12 protein-coding genes are annotated in these 24,546 nt (G+C 30.6%); all 12 read right to left on the reverse strand.

The features are described 5' to 3' along the window. Positions 1-33: 33 nt before the first annotated feature. Complete coding sequence (locus ABY298_RS00215; protein ID WP_372743961.1) at positions 34-2,040, reverse strand: hypothetical protein; 2,007 nt, start codon at positions 2,038-2,040, stop codon at positions 34-36. Positions 2,041-2,066: 26 nt separating this feature from the next. Next, entirely contained in the window at positions 2,067-4,841 is a 2,775-nt protein-coding gene (locus tag ABY298_RS00220) for a six-hairpin glycosidase (RefSeq protein WP_372743962.1), read from the reverse strand. Between the two features lie 628 nt (positions 4,842-5,469). Continuing rightward, positions 5,470-7,767, reverse strand: coding sequence for a heparinase II/III family protein (locus ABY298_RS00225; protein WP_372743963.1), 2,298 nt, complete (start codon positions 7,765-7,767; stop codon positions 5,470-5,472). A gap of 197 nt (positions 7,768-7,964) precedes the next feature. Continuing rightward, a complete protein-coding gene (locus ABY298_RS00230; RefSeq protein ID WP_372743964.1) occupies positions 7,965-9,353 on the reverse strand; it encodes a sulfatase in 1,389 nt (462 codons plus the stop codon). A gap of 47 nt (positions 9,354-9,400) precedes the next feature. After that, complete coding sequence (locus ABY298_RS00235; protein ID WP_372743965.1) at positions 9,401-10,939, reverse strand: sulfatase-like hydrolase/transferase; 1,539 nt, start codon at positions 10,937-10,939, stop codon at positions 9,401-9,403. A gap of 25 nt (positions 10,940-10,964) precedes the next feature. Then, entirely contained in the window at positions 10,965-12,872 is a 1,908-nt protein-coding gene (locus ABY298_RS00240; protein ID WP_372743966.1) for a glycoside hydrolase family 97 catalytic domain-containing protein, read from the reverse strand. 201 nt (positions 12,873-13,073) lie between these two features. Beyond that, positions 13,074-14,120, reverse strand: coding sequence for a GDSL-type esterase/lipase family protein (locus ABY298_RS00245; protein ID WP_372743967.1), 1,047 nt, complete (start codon positions 14,118-14,120; stop codon positions 13,074-13,076). Positions 14,121-14,334: 214 nt separating this feature from the next. Next, a complete protein-coding gene (locus ABY298_RS00250; protein WP_372743968.1) occupies positions 14,335-15,702 on the reverse strand; it encodes an alpha-L-fucosidase in 1,368 nt (455 codons plus the stop codon). Between the two features lie 11 nt (positions 15,703-15,713). Next, the gene (locus tag ABY298_RS00255; protein WP_372743969.1) at positions 15,714-18,074 is read right to left on the reverse strand and encodes a right-handed parallel beta-helix repeat-containing protein; all 2,361 of its coding nucleotides are present in this window, start codon (positions 18,072-18,074) and stop codon (positions 15,714-15,716) included. A 26-nt stretch (positions 18,075-18,100) separates the two neighbouring features. Then, positions 18,101-20,776, reverse strand: coding sequence for a hypothetical protein (locus ABY298_RS00260; RefSeq protein ID WP_372743970.1), 2,676 nt, complete (start codon positions 20,774-20,776; stop codon positions 18,101-18,103). A 57-nt stretch (positions 20,777-20,833) separates the two neighbouring features. Next, positions 20,834-22,501, reverse strand: coding sequence for a sulfatase (locus tag ABY298_RS00265; RefSeq protein WP_372743971.1), 1,668 nt, complete (start codon positions 22,499-22,501; stop codon positions 20,834-20,836). Between the two features lie 36 nt (positions 22,502-22,537). Further along, positions 22,538-24,481, reverse strand: a complete 1,944-nt coding sequence (locus ABY298_RS00270) for a glycoside hydrolase family 97 N-terminal domain-containing protein (protein WP_372743972.1) — start codon at positions 24,479-24,481, stop codon at positions 22,538-22,540. Positions 24,482-24,546 lie beyond the last annotated feature (65 nt).

A 24,546-nucleotide genomic window follows, 5' to 3' on the forward strand; every position in this document is an offset into this window, starting at 1 on the left:
TTTATAAACTCCTTAAAAAATTACTTTACCCTTTTAATTATCTTTATATGGCGAATATACAACTGAAATTTCTCCTTCACTAATTGGTTTTGTAATTTCTATACCTATTCTATAAGCTGGGCCGCCTTCTCTTAAATGTTTTACCGGAACAATCTCATCTGTAATTTTTACGGTTCCAGAATCGCTTGAAACTATAGCTTTTAGTTTTTGATTGTTAACAGATAAAATAATTGTGCTATCATTTACAATTTCATAGTCTGAAAGTGTCATAATTGAAGTGCCAAAAGTTACTGGTTTTGTTGCTGAAAACGTATCTGTAATAGAAATTTCTCCTAAACCAGATTTATCATTACTCATTGTTCTTTCTAATTTGGTTAAAGCTTCAATTTCATAAGCTGTTATTAAATCTATAACTACTTTATCCAAATCTTTTGAAAACTCGGTTTCTTTTATTTTACCTTCAAATTCTCTTCCATTAGATTGTAAAGTATTATTAATTTTTGGTACTGGATGTCCCCAAGAACTTCTTGCTGGATTATCTTTAGAAAAAGCTCCTGCAATATAAGATGGCGCTCCTATATCGCCAGTTATAATCTCTTCATTTAATACAACTGTGTAGCTTCCAACATCACTGTGATTATGGTTTTCACTATTATGTCCTGCTTTAATTGCTATTGATAATGGCTCTTTTTGTTTACCTCTAGAAATTACAATACCAAAGTCGTCAAAATACGTATAATCTGGCAACTCATTTATTGATTGATAAATCTCTTTTTTACTATTCTCCTCAGCTTCATACTCCCATTCAATTAATTGAAATACCGCCGAATAAGAATCATAAGTTTTTGCTTTTTTTGGATTCACTGGCATATTAGCTCCATATTTTCTAGCTGACATATTGTAGGCAAAACCTCCGTCGTTTGAAACGTGTGAAACTCCATCAGAGAATGGCGCACAAATACCAGGATGTATTTGGTATGTTTTTGGGAAATTCCCTACATTTTTTAACTTTTCAGAATTACCAGCATCAAATAAATTAATTTGCCCATCTGTATAATCATAAAGTATTTGAGCTAAATAAAGATAATGTCCAAAACCATAATTCCAATATCCTGCTCCTTCAGAACAATATCCATCTTGTCCAAAACCAGACAAAAAGTATTTCATACTGTTAAGTGCAGAACCCACAGCTGCTATACGTTCATCTTTACTTTTTGAAGTTGAAATTGCTACAAACATAGAACCACTTGTACAAACCGAATTCCAGTTACTAGTACTTTTAATCCAATGATTGTTTTTATCATTCTCTTTACAAGAAGTTAAATATGTATCTACAATTCTCCATTTTAATTGTTCAGTAATTCTTTTGTTAATAGTAGGCGATAATTTTTCTCCTAATAATTGCTGAGTCAATGCTAAATCACTACCAAAACGTCTTGCTCCTAAATCTATAGAAACACGCTTACCTTCTAAAACACTATTTTCATTATCATCGTGATTTGGGTGCAACCAAGATTTCATATTCATAATAGCAGTCGCATAAGTTTCAATTTGAGGAATAAACCTACCTTTATTCTCCATACATTCTGCTAAAACATAAGACTCAAGTCTTTGCATAGTTCGGTAATAACGTGGTTTATAAATACCTCTAATTCCTCCTTTATTTGCTTTTCTATAAATAGAATCTGATATTGGAACTTCTGGTTTCTCATCTATAGAACTAATTGCTTTTACCAACCACTCTTTTCCTGAATTAGTTTGACTTATTTTTCCCCAATAATCTCTATCATTTATACTTGGAGCTGGTTCAAACGTTTTATTTGGAATTACCTTCTTAAGCATTTCTACCTGCTTTGCTGAAGGGTAAATAACTCCGTTATTTGCATAGCTATAATATTCATTAAAATCTAATTCAGGAGCTTTTTCACCTACTGATTTACAGCTATAAAAAAGCAATAAACTCAATAATAGAACTAAACAATTTTGTGTTTTATGCTTTGCTACAGAATTAACCTGAAATTTTTTTTGAATATCTTTCATATCTCTTAAATTTTAAAAATTTTGTTTTAATAAAACTTTACTTCCCTATAATCTCCTACATTAAACTCTTTTTTTATTCCATTGTGAACTATTGTTACTGGAACTTGATTATGTAAGAATAATTGTTCTGCTTTTTGCTCTAAAACAACATTTCCTAATTCGCTTGTTGAAATACTATAAGAATTTGCTTCTAACTGATTTCCTTTACCTAAAAACAGTACAAAATCACCATTTTTTTCAGTCCCAACTAAAGCATAAGATGCATCTGTAGTTATACTTTTATATTTCGCCTTTTCTTCATTCTTAGAAGAAAAAATAAAATCTTCACGTCCAGATTTATGATTAATCTGAATTCCAACAAACTCAGTGCTATTATTTTCATCTTCAAACCCTTTAATTTTTTCAATACTCTTACCTTCAGTTGAAGTAAAAGGCTCAAAGACAGAAACAAATGGATGTTCCCAAGCTTCACCATGCTGACGAGCAGCCAACGTTAAGTAAGGAGCCATACTAACATCATACGGTAAATTATGCTTTTTAAAAGCTTTATTTGGAGGTGATTTTAATGAGAAAATTTCACGTCCTTCAGTTCCTTGCATCCATAAATTCATAAACACATCTTCTTCTCCTCCTGGTCTATCTATTTTCCATTGTACTTGGTAATCTTCATTACTTTTTATAGATTTTTTATCCCATTGATAATCAAAAGCATATAAATATCCACCGGCAAAAGCCATTTCTTCACTAGGTTTAAGGTTTAATGGTTTTCCAGAAGCATCCATAACTTCCATACTTTGACCTAAATTGTGATAAAAATAATCATGAAATTTATCTCCTTTTCGTTGCTTCTTTGACCTAAAAATATCTATATAATATCCTGTAGTTTCGCCAGTTTTAATTGCACTTACCAATCTACTTTGATCACTTCGAGTTTCTGGCTCTAAAAAGTATACATCAGAAAAAGTAATGTTTTCATAAAAACCTTCTTTTTGTTCAGACTTTGGGTATTCACCCATTAAATCAAACGCATGATTGCTAAACATTTCAGTATAAGAAGAAACTCCATCAACCATAACTGTGTTATGCGCGGGAAACTGCGAATAAAACTCAAGATAAATTGGTTGTAAATAACCTGCTCCTTTACCTGGATCTGCTCCTTGAACAAAACCTTTACCGTACAACTCTAAATTAATACCGTTAGCATGCATGTGATTCCCAAGAGAAGCATTTAATGATGCCATCATACCATTTTTACCACTTCCCATTCGTTGCACGTGCCAGCTAACATTTGGAGCATAAAATGTTTGAGTAATATAAGCATTAATATCTCCAATTGGATATTTAGTATTAATTACCAACGGCTTACTTTGAAAGAAAGAATAAAAATCAGCTTTAAGTTTTTCTTTAGATTTTGTAGAATCTCCAGACTCTTTTTCAAATAACAGATACATCCCTGTAAACTCCTTTTCCAGAGCTTCATCTTTATTTTTCTGGGCAATACGTATTAAATCGGTTATAGCTTCCATATAAATATCTCCATAGTTTGAATCGCCAAAAGCAACATTTTGCCCATTAGGAAACAAATATTGAGGAAGCATTTTTACTGCTATAGGAATAACTGGTGTGTATGGTAAAATATTATGATTAAATGTATTATCAAAGTCTCTAATAAAATGAACCAAATCTTTGGTAACCCCTTGTGAATATCCTGGACATTCGGCCCATACTCCATTTGTTTTATCATAACCAAAATCCATAAATTTGGTTAAAGACCATTGACGCGCCGATGTTACATTTAAAATATAATCTATATAATATTCACGACCTTTTTTATCTTCATAATTTTCATTGTCTTGCAATACCATGGCTGCTTTTAAAATTATTTTCGCCTGATGTAAGTTCCAGTTATTTTGTGGCACACCATTTTTAATAATTAAGTCATTCCATTTTTTTATAGTTGCATCGTAAATTTCAATTTTATCTGGGTAATTTTGTTCTATATATGGATGAAGAAAGTCATATAATTCTGCCACAGAAATTAAAGTACTTTCATGAATTACCTGAAAGCATGTTAGCCCAACTAACGTTTGAATATGACCATTTAATAAATCAATTGGTTCACTACGGTAAGACATTCCTTCCATGTAAGTATGAAACACATCAAAAGCCATTTTTGCATAACGTTCATCATTTTCTAACCAATATAAAAAGGCAGCATCTCTAGATAAATTAATTATTTCTTCATTAATAGAATATATAATACGTCCTGTTTTAGAAATTTCAGCCCATTCAAAAGGATTACCTTCTTTGCTGCGATTTGGTAAATACAAACCTCGTGGATCATCCATATAAGGTAAAACATCTTCTAGTTTTGGCTTTCCATAAGGTGTTGTATAATCTCTAGAACCGCATAAACGAACTGTTGGAACTGGAGCTTCCCCATCGGCATGAGAATAATTTATTCCGTTAATATAAATATTAGTAGATTTTGTTTTCCAGTACATTTGCAAACGAGAAACTAACCATTCGCTATCTGTAACATGCTTTTCAGCATAACCATCAATACGAGAATGGATACCTTTTAAAACATCTTGTGCCCAAGCTTCTTTTTTAATTGTTTTTTCTAAATTCTTTTTACCACTTTGAGTTATATATAAACGTGGATAACCTTTTTCAAGATTTGTAGGCAAAGGAATTACATTACTTTTTTGAGCGTAGATATTTACACTTAATAAACACATTAACAATAGTACACACACCTTTTGTAATGTAAATTCACTTGTTTTAATTATGGTAATCATTTTATATTTTTTTATGATTTAGAAATACGGTTAATTATTATTCACAAAAAGTTCTAATTGGACTGGCATTCTTAAACTTTTAATTTCAATATTCTAATTCTAAATTTCTTAAAAATCACATTCTAACAAATTTAAAAATCATTAAAAATCTTTTTATTTATTATACTCTATAAGCTTAATTGTACCATCAGCATTGAATTCCATTTTATCAAAACAGACAGGTTGTTGATGATACCTTAAGTTATTTACATCTCCACGTTGATAGAAATAATCCTACCATTTTTATAAGCAACATCTGGTTCATTCATTTGACCTTGAGCCTAATTGTACTCACGTGGTTTTAACACCACACCATGGTTTTTCAAAGTTTTTAAATTACTTGATTCTAACACCAAATAATCTTGCATTCCTGAATAGTTTTTTGCTCCAACTTGATCGCACGAACAATAAACATACTCCTTACTATTATAAACTTTTGCTGTAGGGTCATAATATATGAAAAGTCTCTATCTTTAATTGATAAAATAGGATTTTGTGACAACCAACTAATTAAAATAGCTACTATTAATACACTTATAAAAAGAAGTTTAATTATCATAATATGAAAAATAGATATAAATAATGATTATTATAAGCCTACTTTTACTAATTTATTTTTTGAATTATATTGTCCATCCTTAATTGTATTATTTATCATCAATGATGATTTATTGGCTTTACTGTACAAACTAAATTTTGCAAAATCTTGCCCTTGAAAAATTACATTTGGATTAGAATTAAAACCTTCTACCAGAGCAGTATATTTAGATAATGCGTGAACCAATGTTTGATTATTTCTACGTAAATAACTTCCGTGACTTATAAATAATTCCTTAACATTATCAAAATCTGTCTTATCTGCACCTTCATCAAACTTTAAAACAGTTAAATAAGCATCGGTTTCCCAACCTTCAATATTAATTAAACTATTTCTATGCTTTAATCTTCCATCAGCTAGTAAATTAAAATATACCACAGTAGTTTCACCTTTTTGAGTAATAGAAACTTTTAAATAATTTTTACCTTCATCTTTTGTAATTACAGGTAAATTATTCTTATTCTCATCGTTTTCTAGAAGTATAGCTGTAACAAATTTGGTTCTTGCTGTTTTTTCAAAATGACTAATAGACCAATACGGTTTTTCATTCTCAGGATGATGATCTTCATAACCAATTTTTTCAGTTAATCGCATATGCTCTGGAAAGTCATGTGGGCGCTCACCTCCTGGTGGAAAAGTCTCTGGGAAAAGTGGACGAACTCTTATTTGTGCATCATCATCTTTTATTTTTAAATCAATATCACCTTTTAAATTAGATTCACCTTTATAATGCAACAACCATTCAAATTGTCCTGGTTCATAAGCTAACAAATCATCTAAAACCAAAATAACATCTCCTACCCAAATAAAATTACGGTAGTTTCTAGCTAATATATGTGAATACGGCCCTGTTGCATTTGCTAATATATATTTGAAATTTTGTCCATCAATTAAATTATGAAGTGAACCAGAATTAATAGTTCCAAAATATGGATCTTTTCTATTTTGAGCTTCTCCGTTAAAGAAAATTACATTGTGAGCTTCACTTTGACAATAATAGTCCGTGTACAATGGATTTAAATAACTTCCAGCACCAGAATCTATAATTAAATTTTTTCCATTATGAAATATAATATATGAACCAGCATCGGCGTGAGTATGATTCCAAGTAAAGCCAGATTTTACTGCTAACATGGTTTTATTGTCTTCCCAAGAGTTACGCAATGTTGCCCAACCCATATCTTTATATATGTATGATTTAGGTCTATCTGATGAAACACTTACATTGTTAGTATCAAAATCTGGGTTTAAAATTAAAGCTTCGGCAATACTAGAATCTTTATGTTCTGCGTTAGTTACATGATTCATATACCATTGGTAATCTTTATTTTTATATCCTAAATTCCAAAGTAACCTTACTATTCTGTTTCCATTAGCATATTCACCAGAATCTCCAAAATTTACAGCTAGATCTTTACCACCTTCAACAAAATACGTTGTATTTATAAAAAAGTCTCCTATCTTATTTATTATTGAAGATTTATTTTTTGAAGTATTTGGCCATACATTTTCAAATGCATTAAGAAATAATAAATATTGCGAAGTTCCATAAGCAGCATAGCCAACACTTTCATAAAAACCACCTTCCTTATCAAAAGTTGGAGGTTTATTTTGTAATACGTTTCCCGAGTAATTCATCCACTCAATTGCAGACTCTTCAATTTCTTTTGACCATTTTTCAGCCTCAGGAAATTCATTTCTTATAGCCAATGATGCAAACCCTGACATAAACACACAAGCACTCCACCAATTATGACCCATAGAATCAAATGTATGCATATTTGTATTTGGGTTTAACCAGTCTTCTCTTGCTGGTAATATTCCTAAATCTAAAATACTTTGTGCAATTTCTTTACGCTCTTTTTCAGTTAAGTACTCATAAATACAATCAAAACCCATAGCAATATCATAACTCGTGTGAGATGTTCCTAAACCTCCTTTCCAAGGCGGATTTCTTTTTAATAATGTACTGCCTTCCCAAGTTTTTCTAGCACCATAATCCAAAAGCAATTCTTTTAGTTTATCGGCAAATTTCTCTTCACTAGTAACCCTATAAATTAATCCTAATAATAGAGCGTCGGTTGACTTTAGTTTATCTTTTTTGAGTAATTCTTTTGCCTTTCTGTATTGAATTTTCCAGCTTTCCTCGATTGATTTACCCTCTGAAATTTGTTTCTTAAGTTTAGAAACATTGGCTTCTGTATATATTAAATAATCCCTTTGTTGCGAAATTGCAGCTGTGCAAATTAAAAATAAACTGAAAACAATTAATACTAACCTTTTATTCATATTACTAAATCCTTAAATTAATTTATTCTGGTAAAATGTAAATTATAAAGCAATATTATATTTATTAATTTGAAGAATGTATAAACCATAATTCATTTTATATAAATTATAGCTGTGATTGATATTTATCTCAAAAAAAAGGATTCAAACTAGCTCAAAGTTTGGATCCTTTTTTTAATAGTATTATAGTTGTAAAATTATTCTGCCACCATATCTACGCCTTTATAAACATCTTTCTGCCATTTTTCTATTTTATCTAACAATTCTGAAACTAACTCTGGATGATCTTTTGCAACATTGTATTTTTCAGACAAATCAGTTTCCAAATTAAATAAGTGGTTAATCCGTTCACCTTCTTCAGCTAAATATAGCGTAACAAGTTTCCATTTCCCACTTCTCACAGCAATTCTTCCTCTAAATTTCCAAAACAAATCACGTTCTGCAATGGCTTCATTCTGAAGTAACATGTTTTTTATACTTACACCATCTATATTATTAACTGTAGTTTTTTCATTAGCAAATTCGACAAACGTTGGAAGAAAATCCATAGACATTACTGGAGTATTGTTTACAATTCCCGGCTTAATTTTACCCGAATAAGTTATTATTGCTGGAACTCTATGACCACCTTCGTAAACTGACGCTTTTGAATCTCTTAATACGCCATTATCTCCTCTTTTTCCAACAGCTCCATTATCTGAACAAAATACTATAATCGTATTCTCAAAAAGCCCTTCTTCTTTTACAGCATTAACTATTTCTCCAACACCTTCATCCATGGTTTCAATCATACTTATATATATTGATTGAATACTATCATTTAAAACTTTTCTTATATATTTCTTGTTTCCAACCTCTCTAACTGGCGCATCATTTCTACCTTGAATTGGATAATGTGGTGCTTCTTGAGATAAATATAAAAAGAATGGTTTTCCAGTTTTATTAGAGTTGTATTTTTTTATAAATTCAACACCATGTTTGGTAATTAAATCTGTGGTATAACCTTCTTCATTATCAATAACTTTATTCTTCCACCAATCTAAATATCCTTCTTGATCTACGTGAGAATGGTAATCTATATTTCCACCTACAAAACCTGTAAACTCATCGAAACCTTGGTAAGTTGGGTTAAACGCTTCGGCATATCCTAAATGCCATTTACCATACATTCCACAAAAATAACCTTCTGCCTTTAATAATTCTGCTATCGTAGTTTCATCTAAACTTAAACCAACTTCTCTGTGGCTTTTAGCTGTTATAACTCCTTCTACTCCTGTTCTTTGCTGATATTTTCCTGTCATTAATGCTGCACGTGTTGGACTACACAATGGTCCATTAGAATGAAAATCTGTTAGCTTAACTCCCTCAGCCGCCAATTGATCTATGTTTGGAGTACTAATTTTTGTACTTCCGTAACATGATAATTCTCCATAGCCTAAATCATCAGCCATAATTAAAATTATATTTGGTTGACTTTTTTCACTATTATTAATAGTTTTAGTCTTTTTTTCTGTACAAGAAGTACTGCAAAAAACCATAACTATTAAAACTAATACGTACTTTGTTGCAACTTGTATTGTTTTCATTTTATCTATTTTATAAAATTTATTTAAAATATTTTGATAATTTCTTTTTATTTAAGTATCTCTTGGTACATTTCTTCAGTTTGTTTTCTTAATTCTATTAAAACCTCTAAGCTTTCTGAATCATTCACCAAATTTTTCTGTTCTAAAGGATCATTTTTTAAATCGTATAATTCTTCAATTCTTGGAGTATGTTCGTAATAAACAAAGTACTTATAGCGCTCTGTTCTAATTCCATGACTTCGGTAAGATTTGTTATTTCTAATTAAACTATCGTTAATCGCATCAACGTTTTCTTTATAACGATTATGAAACATTTTTTCTATAAAAAGATCTTCCATAAACACTGCATCTCTCCATTTAGACATATCTTCTGTTTTATTCAAAATTTTGCTAAAATCTCTTCCTTGCATACTTTTTGGGACTTCTATACCTGCTAAAGACAAAATAGTTGGAGCCATATCTACTGAAGAAATTAAAGCGTTATTTCTATAGCTTCGTTTTTCTTTTGAAACTCTTCCATCATAAACAATTAATGGTGCTTTCACCGATTCTTCATACAACAAACATTTATCAAAAAATCCATGTGAACCTTGAAAACGACCATTATCACTAGTATAAATTATAATAGTATTTTTTAACAAATCTTTCTCTTTTAATTTTTCTACCAAACGGCCAACTTGATCGTCTACACTATAACCTTGCGTTGCAAAACGGCGAACCAATTTTTGATGCATTTCAGGAGTTGAAGATCTTTGTTTATGTAAACGTACACCACGAGCATTCTCTTTTACAACTGTTGGTAGTTCTTCATTTTCACCTTCAACCCAATTTTCTGGAACCGATAATTCTTCATTTTTAAACAGATTGTAATGTGGCATAAACATATCTTCATTTCTATCATGTTTAACTGCATAAAAACTTACCGAAAGACAAAATGGTTGATCTTTAGGCTGCGTTTCTAAAAAACGTAACATTGCATCACCAGTTCTTAATGTTCTTCCAGTATTTTCTCTTCCTTCCTTATAAATTTCTTGTAAACCAGTATCATCTTCTGGCCAGGTTACAAAACCTTTTCTATCGTATGTTTCACTTCCTGCAAAAAAGTCAAAAACATTTCCCATTTGTTCTTTATAAAAATGTTCTGTTGGTGTGCTTGGACGTGTAGTCTCTTCGGTTACAGTAAATCCAACTTTACCAATAAAACCTGTTCTATAACCTTCATTTTTTAGTATTGCAGGATATCCTTTAGCAAAATCGGACTGGGACAAAGTGTAATCTGTTGGTGCAACAAAACCAACTTTATGGTTTGAATTGTAACGACCCGTCATCATAGTAACTCTACTAGGCATACAAATTGCCACGGCATAATACGCTTTATCAAAAACTACACTTTCACTCGCTAATTTATCAATGTTTGGTGTTTTAAATTCTGGTTTTCCATAGCACCCCATATTATCCCAACGTTGATCGTCGGTCATTAAAAAAATGATATTAGGCTTACTTTTTTCTTGAACTTTTTCTTTAGAACAACTAAAGCTTATTAGTATATAAAAAAGTAATAGTGTAATCTTCTTTAAAGAATTCATATTGTGCAACTTGAAAATATTTATTCTATTTATTCATTGGCTTAATCCACATACAATGTCCACCACCTTTTGCCATTTGAGCTTTAATAATTTCTCCCTTTTTAACTTTAGCTTTTCTAATTTGATACGCTTCTGGATTGGTTTCACAATCAGTTTCAAAAGTATCTTCATAAAAAGTTACTTCATAAGCTATATCTTCTTCAAGAAAATCAAGGTTTATATCTAAACTTCCTCCTTTTCTATTAATTACGCTTCCTATAAACCACTCTTTACCATAACGACGAGCAGTAGTAATGTATTCACTCATTTTTGAATTTAGAATTCTAGTCTCATCCCATTTTCCAACCGGCATTTTTTGAATAAACTTAAATAAATCTGCCTTAGCATTATAAGCTTCTGGAGCATCAGGAATACAAACTAAACCACTAAAAATAATTAATGTTCGTGCAGCTTCTGAAACTACTGTTGAAAAGTAGCTGTTTTTTCTTCTTGGACTTTTTTCTCTTATTCCTGAGTTTATTCCAGTAATATCAAAATTTCCATTGTTCATATCTAAAGGACCTTGAATTGCATTTACAAGTGCCATTTTAATAAATGCTTCAGGTGTAAAAGCTCTTCGTGAATCTTGTTGGGCGTGACAATATTCTCTAGAAATTGCATTTGGATACGTTCTACTAACACCTGTAAATGGAACCGGATTATCATGAAAATCAATTAATAATTCACTCTCAGCACTTTGTTTAATAGCATCTCTTGAGAACTCAATATTTTTTCCCATAAAACCATACTTAATTCCACTCATTCCTATAGATTGATAGTATGGAAAAAGCTCCTTATCACCATATTCACCATGTTTTCTATCGTAATAAAGAATAAGATCTACACCTTTTTTCTTTGCGTACTCACTAATTTCGTTAAGGTCTAATTTTTCGGAAAGTTCAAAATGACCTTTTGAAGCATGTTTGTACCAAGAATCATCAATTAAAAAATATTCGATTTCTTTTTCAGCTGCAAAATCAATAAATCGTTTATAACTTTCATTATCTATTCCGTAAGTAAAACCATCAGGAGCTGTATATCCGTGAACACGCCAATCCCATAATGTTTTACCAGGTTTAATCCAATCTGTGTTTTCAATCTTACAAGGTGTTGCTATGTTTACCGGAATAGTATTTGTAACCAAATCACCTGCTGTTTCACCTATAAGTATTACTTTCCAAGGCGACACTAATTTATCTTTTACAAGGTTAACTTTGTTAGTTGAGATAAGTTTTTTAGATTCTTTATCAAAATTTAACTTCATAGCGTTAAAACCTTTTGCTTCAAACAAATCTGATTCTAAAATAGCTATATGAACATTGTTAGCAGTTTCAAATACCAATGGCATTAACAACTTAGGAAGTTCTTCGGAAGTGTTTTCTAAACCTGTTATTGTAAAAGGTCCTTTTGGTACGCTTTCACCGGCTGGAGTATAAAAAACACCATCTTTTGAAATATTATACTCACAAAACAAATTTACATTTTCTGTATTTAAAATATTATCTACTTCAAATTTAAAGGCTACTCCATCATCAAAAACTTTGGCAATTAACTTACTGGTTTTATCACCCATTTTTAAGTTTAAAACTAACTGATTGTGTTCATCTTTAATTTCACTAAACTGACCCCAAACAGGTTCCCAAGATGAAGAATTAGATTTTATTTCAGCATTTAAAATTTCAACAGGAACATTTTCAAAAATTGAAAGTGAAGATGTGTCTACAATTACCTTATTTTTAAAATCAACATTGTAATTTAAACTTCCATTGTCAACATTAAAAGTTAACTTTACCAAATTATTTGGAGAATTAACTTTGTACTCATTCTTATTTTTTGAACACGATTGCAATAAAAAAAATAAACCAACAACAATAAAAAAAATTCTTTTATTCATATAACTGAAATTTTAAGTAAAAACTACCCAACAATATTATATTAATTAGATGAGAGTTTAAATAAACTATTATTCATTTTATATAAATTAAAGATCCTACATATTTGATACATTTAAAAAACACACGTATTATTTTTAATAATAAAAAAGGCCTAAACTTTTAAGTACTTGAATCTAATTTTCATCATTTATAAATTGTTTTTATTGTTTATTTAAAACTTTATTTACCGCCTCTTTTACCAATGGTTCCATAACCTTATAACCGTCAACATTCGGATGAACAGAATCTCTACCCAACTCTTTCTTTAGTCCTTTATAATTATTTACCATTGCTGTATGATAATCTAAATAATAAACTTTGTTCTTTTTCGCATACACTTTAAGTAGTTTGTTTAACTCTATAATTTTATTAGCTGGCTCTACGGAAGGACTCCAAGAATAACTACTAGCAGGTAATAATGAAGCTAAAATAACTTTAATATTATGTGCTTTTGCCAATTCTACCATAGAGAATATATTTCCTGCTATTTGCTCTAGACTTATTGAACCTCTGTTACCAGCAATATCATTTGTTCCAGCAGATATCACCACAACTTTTGGTTTTAACTCAATTACATCGGGTCTAAATCTCAACAACATTTGAGCGCTTGTTTGCCCACTAATACCTCTATTCACGTATGAAGGGTTTGATTCAAAAAAAACTCCGTGATCTCTTGTCCAATTATCTGTTATTGAATTACCAATAAACACAACTCTTTTCTCATTTTCAGAAGGTGTTTTTAAATTGGTATTTGAGTTTCTATAGCGTTCTAAATTTGCCCAATCTTCTGTAGGAGTTAATTCAATTTTTACAACTGTCCCTATATTATTTGGTGCTTTCTCCGGTAAAAAAACAATTAAATTACCATTAATTAGTTTTGTTACTAATTTTTTCCCTCCATAGTCTAAATAAGCGGTTCTTACTTTCATTCCTCTATCAATTATCAATTTTCCATCTATAGGCCAATCAATTACATGTGCGTATACTACATCTCCTTTTTGGGTATAATTTCCCCATTCTGGTTTTTCAAATGAACTCTCAGAAACTCCATAAACAGCTTCCCTATTTTCTTCTGTCCATTCCGAAATTTCTTTAAGATATTCAATATTTGAAAGTTCTTTCGCTTTCATATTTTCTTGAGCAACAATTGAATTAAAATTGTAAATTAAACCTAATACAAGAAATGCTAAATTGATTAATTTTTTCATAAATTATTGTTTATTAATTCTTTTAATAATCTATATCAATAAAAACTAACATAAATTTTATTTCTCAAAAATATTCAAATTAAAATTTACAGCTTATTGATTAAGCAAAAAAAATAACATTGTATTAACTTATTTAGTTGCTACAATGTTATTTTTTAGAAATTCATATAAACTTTAAAAATTGAGTTTTAAAGTTATATCATTAATTAAAAAATTAATCTGCTAATTCTATTTTTATTACAGAAACAGTAGTATCTGGAGCCAACATTGGCACATCTAATAAAACCTCACGAGAAGTTCCAATAGATTTTAAAATTGTATTCGAGTTAGTTAACACTGTCGCTTTTTTAATCTTAATATCTTTGTGTAACTTTAATGTTCCTTCTTTTGGCCAATCAAAAACATGAGCATAAAGCACACCATCTTTTTTAGTATATCTTCCCCAAGATGGTTTTTCATAAGGACTAGCAGAAGCTCCGTAAACAGCCTCTCCGTTTTTTTGAGTCCATTCTCCCATTGCGTTTAATCGTCTAATACTCTCAGAAGGGAATCTTCCATATCCATCAGGTCCAATATTTAACAAAAAGTTACCTCCTTTTGAAACTATATCTACTAATTTTTGAATTAAATCTTCACTGCTTTTCCATTTGTTATCTGATGGTTTATACCCCCAAGAACCATTCATTGTCATACAAGCTTCCCAATCAGAATCAATTCCTGTATCTGGAATTTCTTGTTCAGGTGTACCAAAATCACCAGCAAAATTTCCTTCCTTATCCATTCCATCCATTCCTGTTCTACCTTTATCAACTCTATTGTTTACAATAGTATTTGGTTGAATTTCTCGGATATATTTATATAGATCTTTACCCATTTCTGTGGTATAATCTGAAATCCAATCACCATCAAACCAAACAACACCAATTTCACCATAATTTTTTAATAATTCACCTACCTGAGGTTTCATATAGTTTTCATAATATTTTGGAAATTCAGGATTTACAACTGATGGATCATCATGTTGTGAAATATTGTAATTAGGGTATAAATTACCCTGTGCTTGCGGATGATGCCAGTCTACAATAGAGTAGTAAAAACAAAATACAATGTCTTGTTTTTTACAAGCTTCTGATAATTCTTTCACAATATCACGCTTAAAAGGTGATGTATCCATGACATCGTAATCCGATACTTTTGAATCCCATAATCCAAAACCTTCATGATGTTTAGAAGTAAGTACTATATATTTCATACCAGCATTTTTTGCCATGGAAACCCAAGCATCTGCATCAAACAACTGAGGATTAAACATTTCAGGGAATTTTTCATAATCTTTAATTGTATAATCTAATTTATCCATTGCCCATTCAGCACCACCTCCAGCAATTTTTGTGTCTCGTTCTCCCCCAATTATAGAGTATGCACCCCAGTGGATAAACATTCCAAATTTTGCATCTCGCCACCATTCCATACGCTCATCATCTGATAGTTTTTTTACTTTTTTACTATTTTGAGCAAAACCAGTGTTAATGTTTAACATAACAACTAGTGCTATTAATAGTGCGTTTTTCATTGTTCTCATATTATTAAGTTTTATTTTGTTCTAATTGTAATTTCTATTTCTGATTGATTTCGCATAATAACTAAATTTAATTCATCTGACTTATTTTTAGCATTAATTTGAAAAAACTCTATAACTGTTTTTATTTTTTTTCCATCAGCTTCAATAATTACATCACCTTCTTTAATTCCATTACCTTTCACAGCTGGACTATGTTTCCACACACTTAAAACAATAACTCCTTCTGGCGATTTTAAACCATAAGCAGATTGTTCTTGTTCTGACTTTACACTTTTAATATTATTTCGTAGCCAAGCTACTATTGGAGCACTCTCCTTTTCAGATGGATCAACTAAAACCGGAATTTCAGGAGTTTTAGCTAATGCTTTTAAACTTTCTTTCTGCACCCCAAACTTATTCATTGGAAAATTTTTGAATCCTATTTTTAATGCTGGCGAATTCTCAGAAACTGAAAAATCTAAACTTGCAGGATCTTTAAATAAAGGATCTCCAAATGAGCTATTAATATCTCTTTCATAAATTTGAGATTTCAACATTGAAGCTTCATTTGGAAATAAATTAGAATCTAATTCTTTTCCCCAACCTAGTAAACCAACATCTTGATAAGCATCTGCTACAATATTATGTTTAAATACGTCTTCACTTTTTTCAAACCAAACATGAGGGTGTAAGGAATTGTTAACCATAATATTGTTTTCAGCAACCCTATAAAATCCTTCACGTAACTTAAGTCCGCTATTTAATAATAAATTATTGTAAATGTGGTAATTTGATGAACCATCATCTAAATCTATATCCCAACCGTGATCACAACGAAAACGGTTATTTCTAATAATTGTAGTTTTTATTGCATCCCATTTTGGCATATTTGGTAAAACAGTTGTCAAACTATCCATTTTAGAACGGTTTGGATGCCAAAAACGATCTCTTCCCCAAGAATTAAACGAACCATGGTCACTAGTTTCTAATACCGTATTAAATACATCATTAAATTCTAAAATATGACCTCCCCAAGTACCATCACCAATATTTATTCCTGCTCTTGGCACATCATAAATACTATTATTACTAACCGTAATATCCATTGCCATAGCTATTTGAACCCCTGCAGTTTGTTTTTCTATTCTACCAATTCTGTAAATTAAATTATCATCAACTATACATTTTCTTGGGTACAATTCATTTTTAGGTCCAGAAACGGTATCCATTTCTGATAGTGGTACAAATTCTCTATAATTGAATGATGGGGATCTAACGGCTGATGGATCACCAATAAAAGATACTGCACTACCACCACAATTGTAAATATGATTTCTAATAATGCTTAACCCTTTGTTATACTTGCTTGCTAAAATTACATTACCACCTAAATTGGTAAATTCACTATTTTCAACTTTACAATTTTCTGTACCTTCAAAAAATAAAACACTTCCTCTATAAATGGTCCAATCACTACGTAATAAAGGCTCAAACTCTTCCATAAAAGTACGTTTGGTATTTTTAAAAGTAATATTACTAATGGTTATGTTTTTTACCGGAGATTCTAAAGTACCTTTAACTTGAATTAAATCTTTTAAAGCTGAAACTTCAATTTTAGAATCATTTAAAACAATATGGTTGGTTGGCCAATAATACAGTTTGTTAGTTTCTTTATTTAAAAACCATTCTCCAGGACTATCTAACTCTTCAAACACATTTTCAACCATTCTAAATTCTTCATGTGGTTCTGACCCTCTATTGTTTTGATGTCCTCCTGTTAAAACCGCATTTCCTTCATTATCTACACCTGTAATTTCAAAATGAAAACCTCCCCATCTACCATTATGCATTGCATGAAAATAAGCTCCTTCTGGTTTTTTCCAAGAAGCTACACGTTCTTTTGAAATAGCATCAGAAGCATAACCTTGCCAGTAATGTCCTTCTTCATTATAATTTGGATAACGCGCTAAAATTTGAGGCTCTCCATTAACCAAAACCATATCAAAATCTAAATCTTTAGAAACTTCGGCTACAAAAATATTAGCGTTATACGCCTCCCATTTTAAAGATAAAGGAATTGATCCTTTTACAATTACTTCTGAAGCACTAGAACCTTTAAAAATTAAACCGTTTAATAACGGTGTAATTGTAATACTTTTAGATAAGTTATATTCTCCTTTCAGCACATGTACAACTATACTAACATCAGATTCATTTTGTTTTATTTCTCTTGCTTTTGCAATAGCTGACTCTATCGTGGCAAATGGGAATTTTTTTGTTCCAAGCTGATTGGAAACAGCATTCTGTGAAACAAATAGTTCTATTGTTTTTACGGTAGTTCTACATGAAAACACAAGAGTAATAATTATAATAAAAAATATAATTTTCTTCATTTTAAAATAATTGATTTATTATTGCCTTATTCAATTTCAATATTATATCCAGATGGATATAGTATTGCTTTCTCTTTTTTAAGTTGAATTAAAACAGGTTTATCTGAAGAATAATAATATTTACCACCTTCTAATTTTAATTCTGCTGATACAGCTTCATCAACAGCTTCAATTTTATAGTTTCCTTTCTGTAATAATTTTCCTTTTCCTAAATATAAGTACTCAAATCCTCCATTTTTTTCTGAAACAATTCCGAAAATTCCTTGAAACTTTAAACCCTTTATTGGATTATAAACTACATTATCTATAGAATTGCAAATATATTGTTTGCTGTTTTTTGATTTTACAGCAATGCTTATAAAATTATCAGAGGTACTAATTTTTGAAATAGATTCAATATCCTTTTCTCCTTCTTCATATGTTTCAAAAACAGAAACAAATGGATTTTCAGCTCCATTAATTCCATTTTGCCTAACAATTAATGTTGGTGTAATTTCTGGACTTATATTTACTTCACCTGGAGTAACATCTACTCTCAGTGTAGTAGGTGGCGCATCTACAGCATATAATTCTCTATTATTTTGTCCCATCATCCACATATCTACATTTAACTTTGGTGAAACATTAGTTGTAGTCCAAGTTGAAATAAAATCTTTTGTATAGTTTACTTTTTTTTGATTTTTAAAGAAAGAATAATTTTCATTGTACTTCACTCCTAAATCATTTACATATTCTAAACTTAACGGTTTATTTAAATCGTCTTTCAAAAGCATTGAATTCCCTATATTATGATGTAAATAATCATTATCTAATTGATTGGATCTAAAAATATCTACATAATATCCTGTAATTTCAGAAGTTCTAATCATTGCAACAACTCTGCGTTTTTCATATGCTGTAACATCTGTAAAAGACACTTTATTTGACGTTTCTGTTTTGTTATAAAAACTTTTAGTTGTATCAACAGATGGATCCATAGCATTTATAACTATAGGTCCTTTTTTATATCCTGGCACAATTGTATTAGAACCTGTAATTCCTCTATGATAACCAGCATCTGAAGACCAATAAGATTCGTATGCCGAAGCGTCTGGAGCCATTGCCCAACCTTTACCATAAAACTGCATAGCTAATCCGTTTTCAGCTAAATGAGATTGATATGTACCACCATACAACGTGTACATTAACCCATTTTCTTCATCGTTTCCATTTCTCATAATGATATGTTTATGAAATGGTGAATAAGCTGCTTTATGATATGGTAAATCTTTTTCAGAATTTGGCAAAGGTTGATTAAATATTATTCCTTGCCAATTAGATTTATTTCTATCATATTGTCCAGATGAAATATTTTTTTGAATTACAGTAGCCATTTTTTTAACTGTCTCTATATCTCCTTCCCAAGTTGCGTAGGTTAGTAAAGATTCAAATGAAGAAATGTTTGCAGGGCCGCCACGCATATCTCCAAATAGAACTAAATTCCCACGAGAATCTAACCAACCTAAATTTGCTAAAGCTGCTTTAGAAATAATTGGGTTACCTGCTAATGTATTAACTCCAGATTTATATAATTTTACTCCCATTTCTAACACTGTTGGAATCATTGCGGAAGCATACCCCGGAGACTCTGGCCATAAACCAGTAGTTTTGTTATAAAACTCTAATATTTCTGGTAAGCCTGCATAATAATCTGACGGTTTATTTTCTGTATAAAAAGGTATATAATACTCTTTTCCTTTTCCATCTTTATAAAAATCATTAGACTCTAAAACAAGTATGCTATTTATAATGTTTTTATATCTATTTACATTCCAATTTCCTATTTTACCTCCTCTAATTAATCCAATTTCAATAAAACGTTTAAAAATTACACCTGCAACTTCCGTTGTTGTTTTATTCATTGTTCTTAAATGTGGATGTGGATTCTTATTTAAATAATCATATAAAAAATCATATGTTATGGAAGTAGGGATTTGTAGATCATCATGAATAACTTCATAATCATAATAACCCATAATTCCACCTGATTTATAACCTCCTGGCCCTTTGGTAGATTTTTCTGGATCTAATGGTGGTTCCATATAATAAGTTCCTAACATCCAAGTCCATAAAATATCTGCTGAAAATTTTGCGTATTTTTCATCTTGCGTAATATAATATGCAAATGCCGATTTTTCAGCTAGGTTTAAAATCTCCATATTATTAGCACGAATCATATGCCCTGTTTTTTTATATGGAACTAATACAGGAGTTTTATCGGCACTTGATTTACTAACACCTAACAAATCACCAGTTTCATTATAAGGTATTCTATCTTCTAAAGGTACATTTACATATTCATTCCAAGTACGCATACCAGGTAAGCGAACAGTTGGAACTGGAGCATTTCCTTCTCCATAGTCCCAATTCTGTGTCTTAATATAGCATTGTGTATAACGCTCTCCATCTTTCCAATACATTGCCAATCTTGAAACAATCCACTCTGGATTGGTAACATGACGGTTTACATACGGATTTATCTCTTCCTGTAATTTAATCCAAGAATCTTTTGCCCAAGTTTCATTTTCTATTTTATTTAATAGCTCTTGTCTATCTGATTTAGTTGCAAATAATTGAGGATGATTCCCTGTTTTCTGTCCAAAAATTGGAAATTCAGCTAAAAATAAAAAAATAAATATTGGTACTATTTTTATTAATTTCATGGATGAACTTTTTTAGTGTTCTTATTTAATATCTTCTAATTTTATGTATCTCTAATTTTAATGAAGCGGAACTGTTTCAATATCTGGGTTGTTCTTAGCTTCTAAATACTTTTGAAGTATTTTTTGATCTAACTCTGAACTATCTCCATACTGTTCGCGTAATTCTGTTAATTGTTTTTTTAGTTTAACTACAATATCAGCATAAGCAGGATCGTTAACAACGTTTTTCATTTCTTGTGGATCTTTTTTTCTATCATACAATTCCCATTCATCAACATCATAATAAAAATGCGCCAATTTGTATTCTTGAGTAATAATAGCATAATGTCTTTTTACCATATGAATACCTGGATACTCGTAATAATGATAATATACTGCATCTCTTGTCCATTCCGAATAATTTCCAATTAATAACGGAACCAAACTTTCTCCTTGCATATCTGCCGGAGCTTTAACACCTGCTATTTCCAAAATTGTTTGAGCAAAATCAAGGTTTTGAACCATTTCTGTATTTGTAATCCCTGGAGCAATTACATTTGGCCACTTAATTAATAAAGGTGTTTTAAAAGATTCATCATACACAAAACGTTTATCAAACCAACCGTGTTCACCTAAATAAAACCCTTGATCTGAAGTATAAATAATAACGGTATTTTCATCAAGACCAGTTTCTTTTAAGTAATCTAATAAACGACCAACATTCTCATCAACAGATGCAATACATCCTAAATAATCTTGCATATAACGTTGGTAACGCCATTTCATTAAAGCTTTATCATCCATATTTGGATATTTTTCTTTAAAATCTTCCATAACAGGTCCATAAATGGAATCCCAAACAGCGCGTTGCTCATCATTCATAGCTCCAACTTCTCTTTCAAAAGCTTCTAAATCCCAACCAGATTCATCTTTTAATCCTAACTCTTTCATAAGCTCAGGGTATATTTTTGCATCTCCTGCCCAATTCATATGTTTCAATAGGTTCATTTCTGCCGTTTTTGCAGCACTTCCTCTACCCTCATAATCATCAAACAACGTTTCTGGTTCTATAAAAGTTTTTTTTGTATATTCTTTAAAATGACGAGGAGCCGGCAACCACTCTCTGTGAGGTGCTTTTTGCATAGAAAATAACATAAATGGTTGATCATTTTCTTTGTTTTCTTTTAACCAATCTAAGGTCATATCCATAATAATATCAGTAACATAACCTTCAACAGTAATTTGTCCTTCATTGGTATTAAAAATTGGATTGTAATACCGCCCTTGCCCTGGTAAAATTTTGAATTCATCTATGCCTTTAGGGTTGTTTCCAAAGTGTAATTTCCCAAACATTGCAGTTTTATAACCAGCTTTTTGCATAATTTGAGGGAAAGTTGTTTGAGACTCATCAAAAGGAAATACATTATCAACTTTTCCATGCATATGACAATGTTTACCTGTTAATATGGTAGCTCTTGCAGGGGCACAAATTGAGTTTGAAACACAGGCATTAGTAAACTTTATGCCTTTATTGGCAATTCTATCAATATTTGGTGTTTCTATTAAATGATTACTGTATGCACTTATTGCTTGATATGCATGGTCATCAGACATCATAAAAATAATGTTTGGTCGTTCAGGTAATTTTTTAGCCTCAGCTTTTACATTTTTTATAGATTGACAAGAAATTATACATATAAACAATAGAACAGGTAGTAATTTTGATAAACTTGATTTTATTTTCATAATTTTTATTAATTCAATGAATACTAGTGTAAATGACTATTGCTTTAAAATTTGAATAGCAAAGCCATTATTACTTTTTATGTTTAAATCTAATTTTGAAGTGCTTGTTAATTCTAATTCTTCAATTTTAACATGCGTTCGTGTTTTTACAGTTTTATCATCTGTAAATAATTTAGCTTTATAGGTTTCATTAGCTTCTAAAAATGAAAAATCTAAATCAACACTACGTTCTTTTACTCCATTAATTCCTCCAATAAACCAATCTTCACCTTTTCTTCTGGCAATAACTCCAATTTCTGCTATTTTAGCTTCTAACACTTTGGTTTCATCCCAAGTAGTTGGCACATTATTAAAAAATTCTAATTCTGGCTCGTTACCAATAATGTTGGTGTTACCCCATAAACCATCTTCTTTTATTGGAGCTGCCGGAGCTTTATCATACCAATACAAAAATTGGATAGGGCTAAACAAACAAACTGTTTTAGCTAATTGCGATGCTCTAGAGCCCATTCTGTCAACTCGTTTATTGTAATAGCAAACGGTATTATCTGCAGCTCCAGCTAACATTCTTGTAAACATTGTTATTAATGTGTGCTCGTTAGGAACTGTTTCTTCATCTCCTCGAATTCCTTCTTGAGTTAACAAGTTAGGATAGGTTCTAGAAAAACCTGTAGGTCTATATTCATCGTGAATATCAATAACCAATTTATATTCTGCTGCTTTTTTAACTGCATTGTGCATCCAAGTTGTAGCATCTTCGTCACCCACTCTTACAAAACCATACTTTACTCCTGAAACTCCCCATTTTTTAAGTACTGAAAAAACCTCATCTACCTTACCTTCTAAAGCTCTACGGTTAACATATAGCATAACTTTTATACCTTTTTCTTTGGCATATTTACATATTGCCTCAATATCAAAAGGTCCTTTAGAGCGTTTTGGATCTAAAGTAATTGTTGTAGCATCAGATGCATTGTCCATTTCATTTCCATACCAACCTGCGTCAAAATGCACATATTGCATGTTATGACTTGCCACAAAATCTATAGCTGCTAAACCACCTTGAGTTGTTAAAGTAGCTTCACGTAAAATTTTTCCTGGCTCAACCCATGAGTCGTCAATTGCAGATGGTGGATTTAAATTTTGAATGATATAATTATTTTCTAATAATTCAGCATGGCTTTTTCCTATCATAACAACTCTCCAAGGAGATAGAATTGGTAATTTTTGGTTAACCTTAAATCCTTTTTTGTCTCTTTCAGAAAGATCAGCACCTGAAACAAGATCGTGCTTTACTTCTTCCATTCTTCCATCTAATGAAGAAAGTATGCTAAAGTTTGAAGATGTTCCTTTGTTATAGCTTAATCTTGCAAAATCTACCAATCGAGCTTCTGCTAAGGCAATTTTTATACTATCTGCCACCTCAATAACCAATGGTCTTTCACAACCTTCTTGTAATTGTGTTAACGGATTTTTTTTGTATTCTCCTTGTGCAGTTAAAACTCCTTTACCACGTTTAGGTGTTGACCAAACTAAATAATCTTTAGTAAAATTATAATGAATATTTTCACTTAGTTTTAGCTTCACAATATTGTTTTGTTCTGGAATTTCGTATGCAAAAGCCACACCTTCATTATAAGCTCTAGCTATTAAATTTAATTTAGCATTACCTTGTTTTAAATAGATTTTTACCTGATTATAGTTATCTGGTATAGGGCTTAATTCACTAAACTTGCTTTCCCATTGGCTATTAACCGTTGTACTTTCAACATTTAATACTTCTACATTTCCAGAAAAATCAAGCTGATTTGAAATAAGTTCTAAAGTTGAAGGCAATACAACAGTTTGATCGTTATATTTAATTGAAAAAGTAATATTATTACTATCTCCTTGTTTTATTAAATTAAAACTTTTAGTTTGATCAGGTGATTTCACTTCAATTATTTCAGATTTTTCACAGGCAATAAGATGTACTGCCATTATAATCAATAAAACACAATTTATTTTCTTTAATTTTAAAGTGTACATAATTTAATCTACTATTT

The sequence above is a fragment of the Lutibacter sp. genome, assembly GCF_041596795.1.
GTDB lineage: Bacteria > Bacteroidota > Bacteroidia > Flavobacteriales > Flavobacteriaceae > Lutibacter.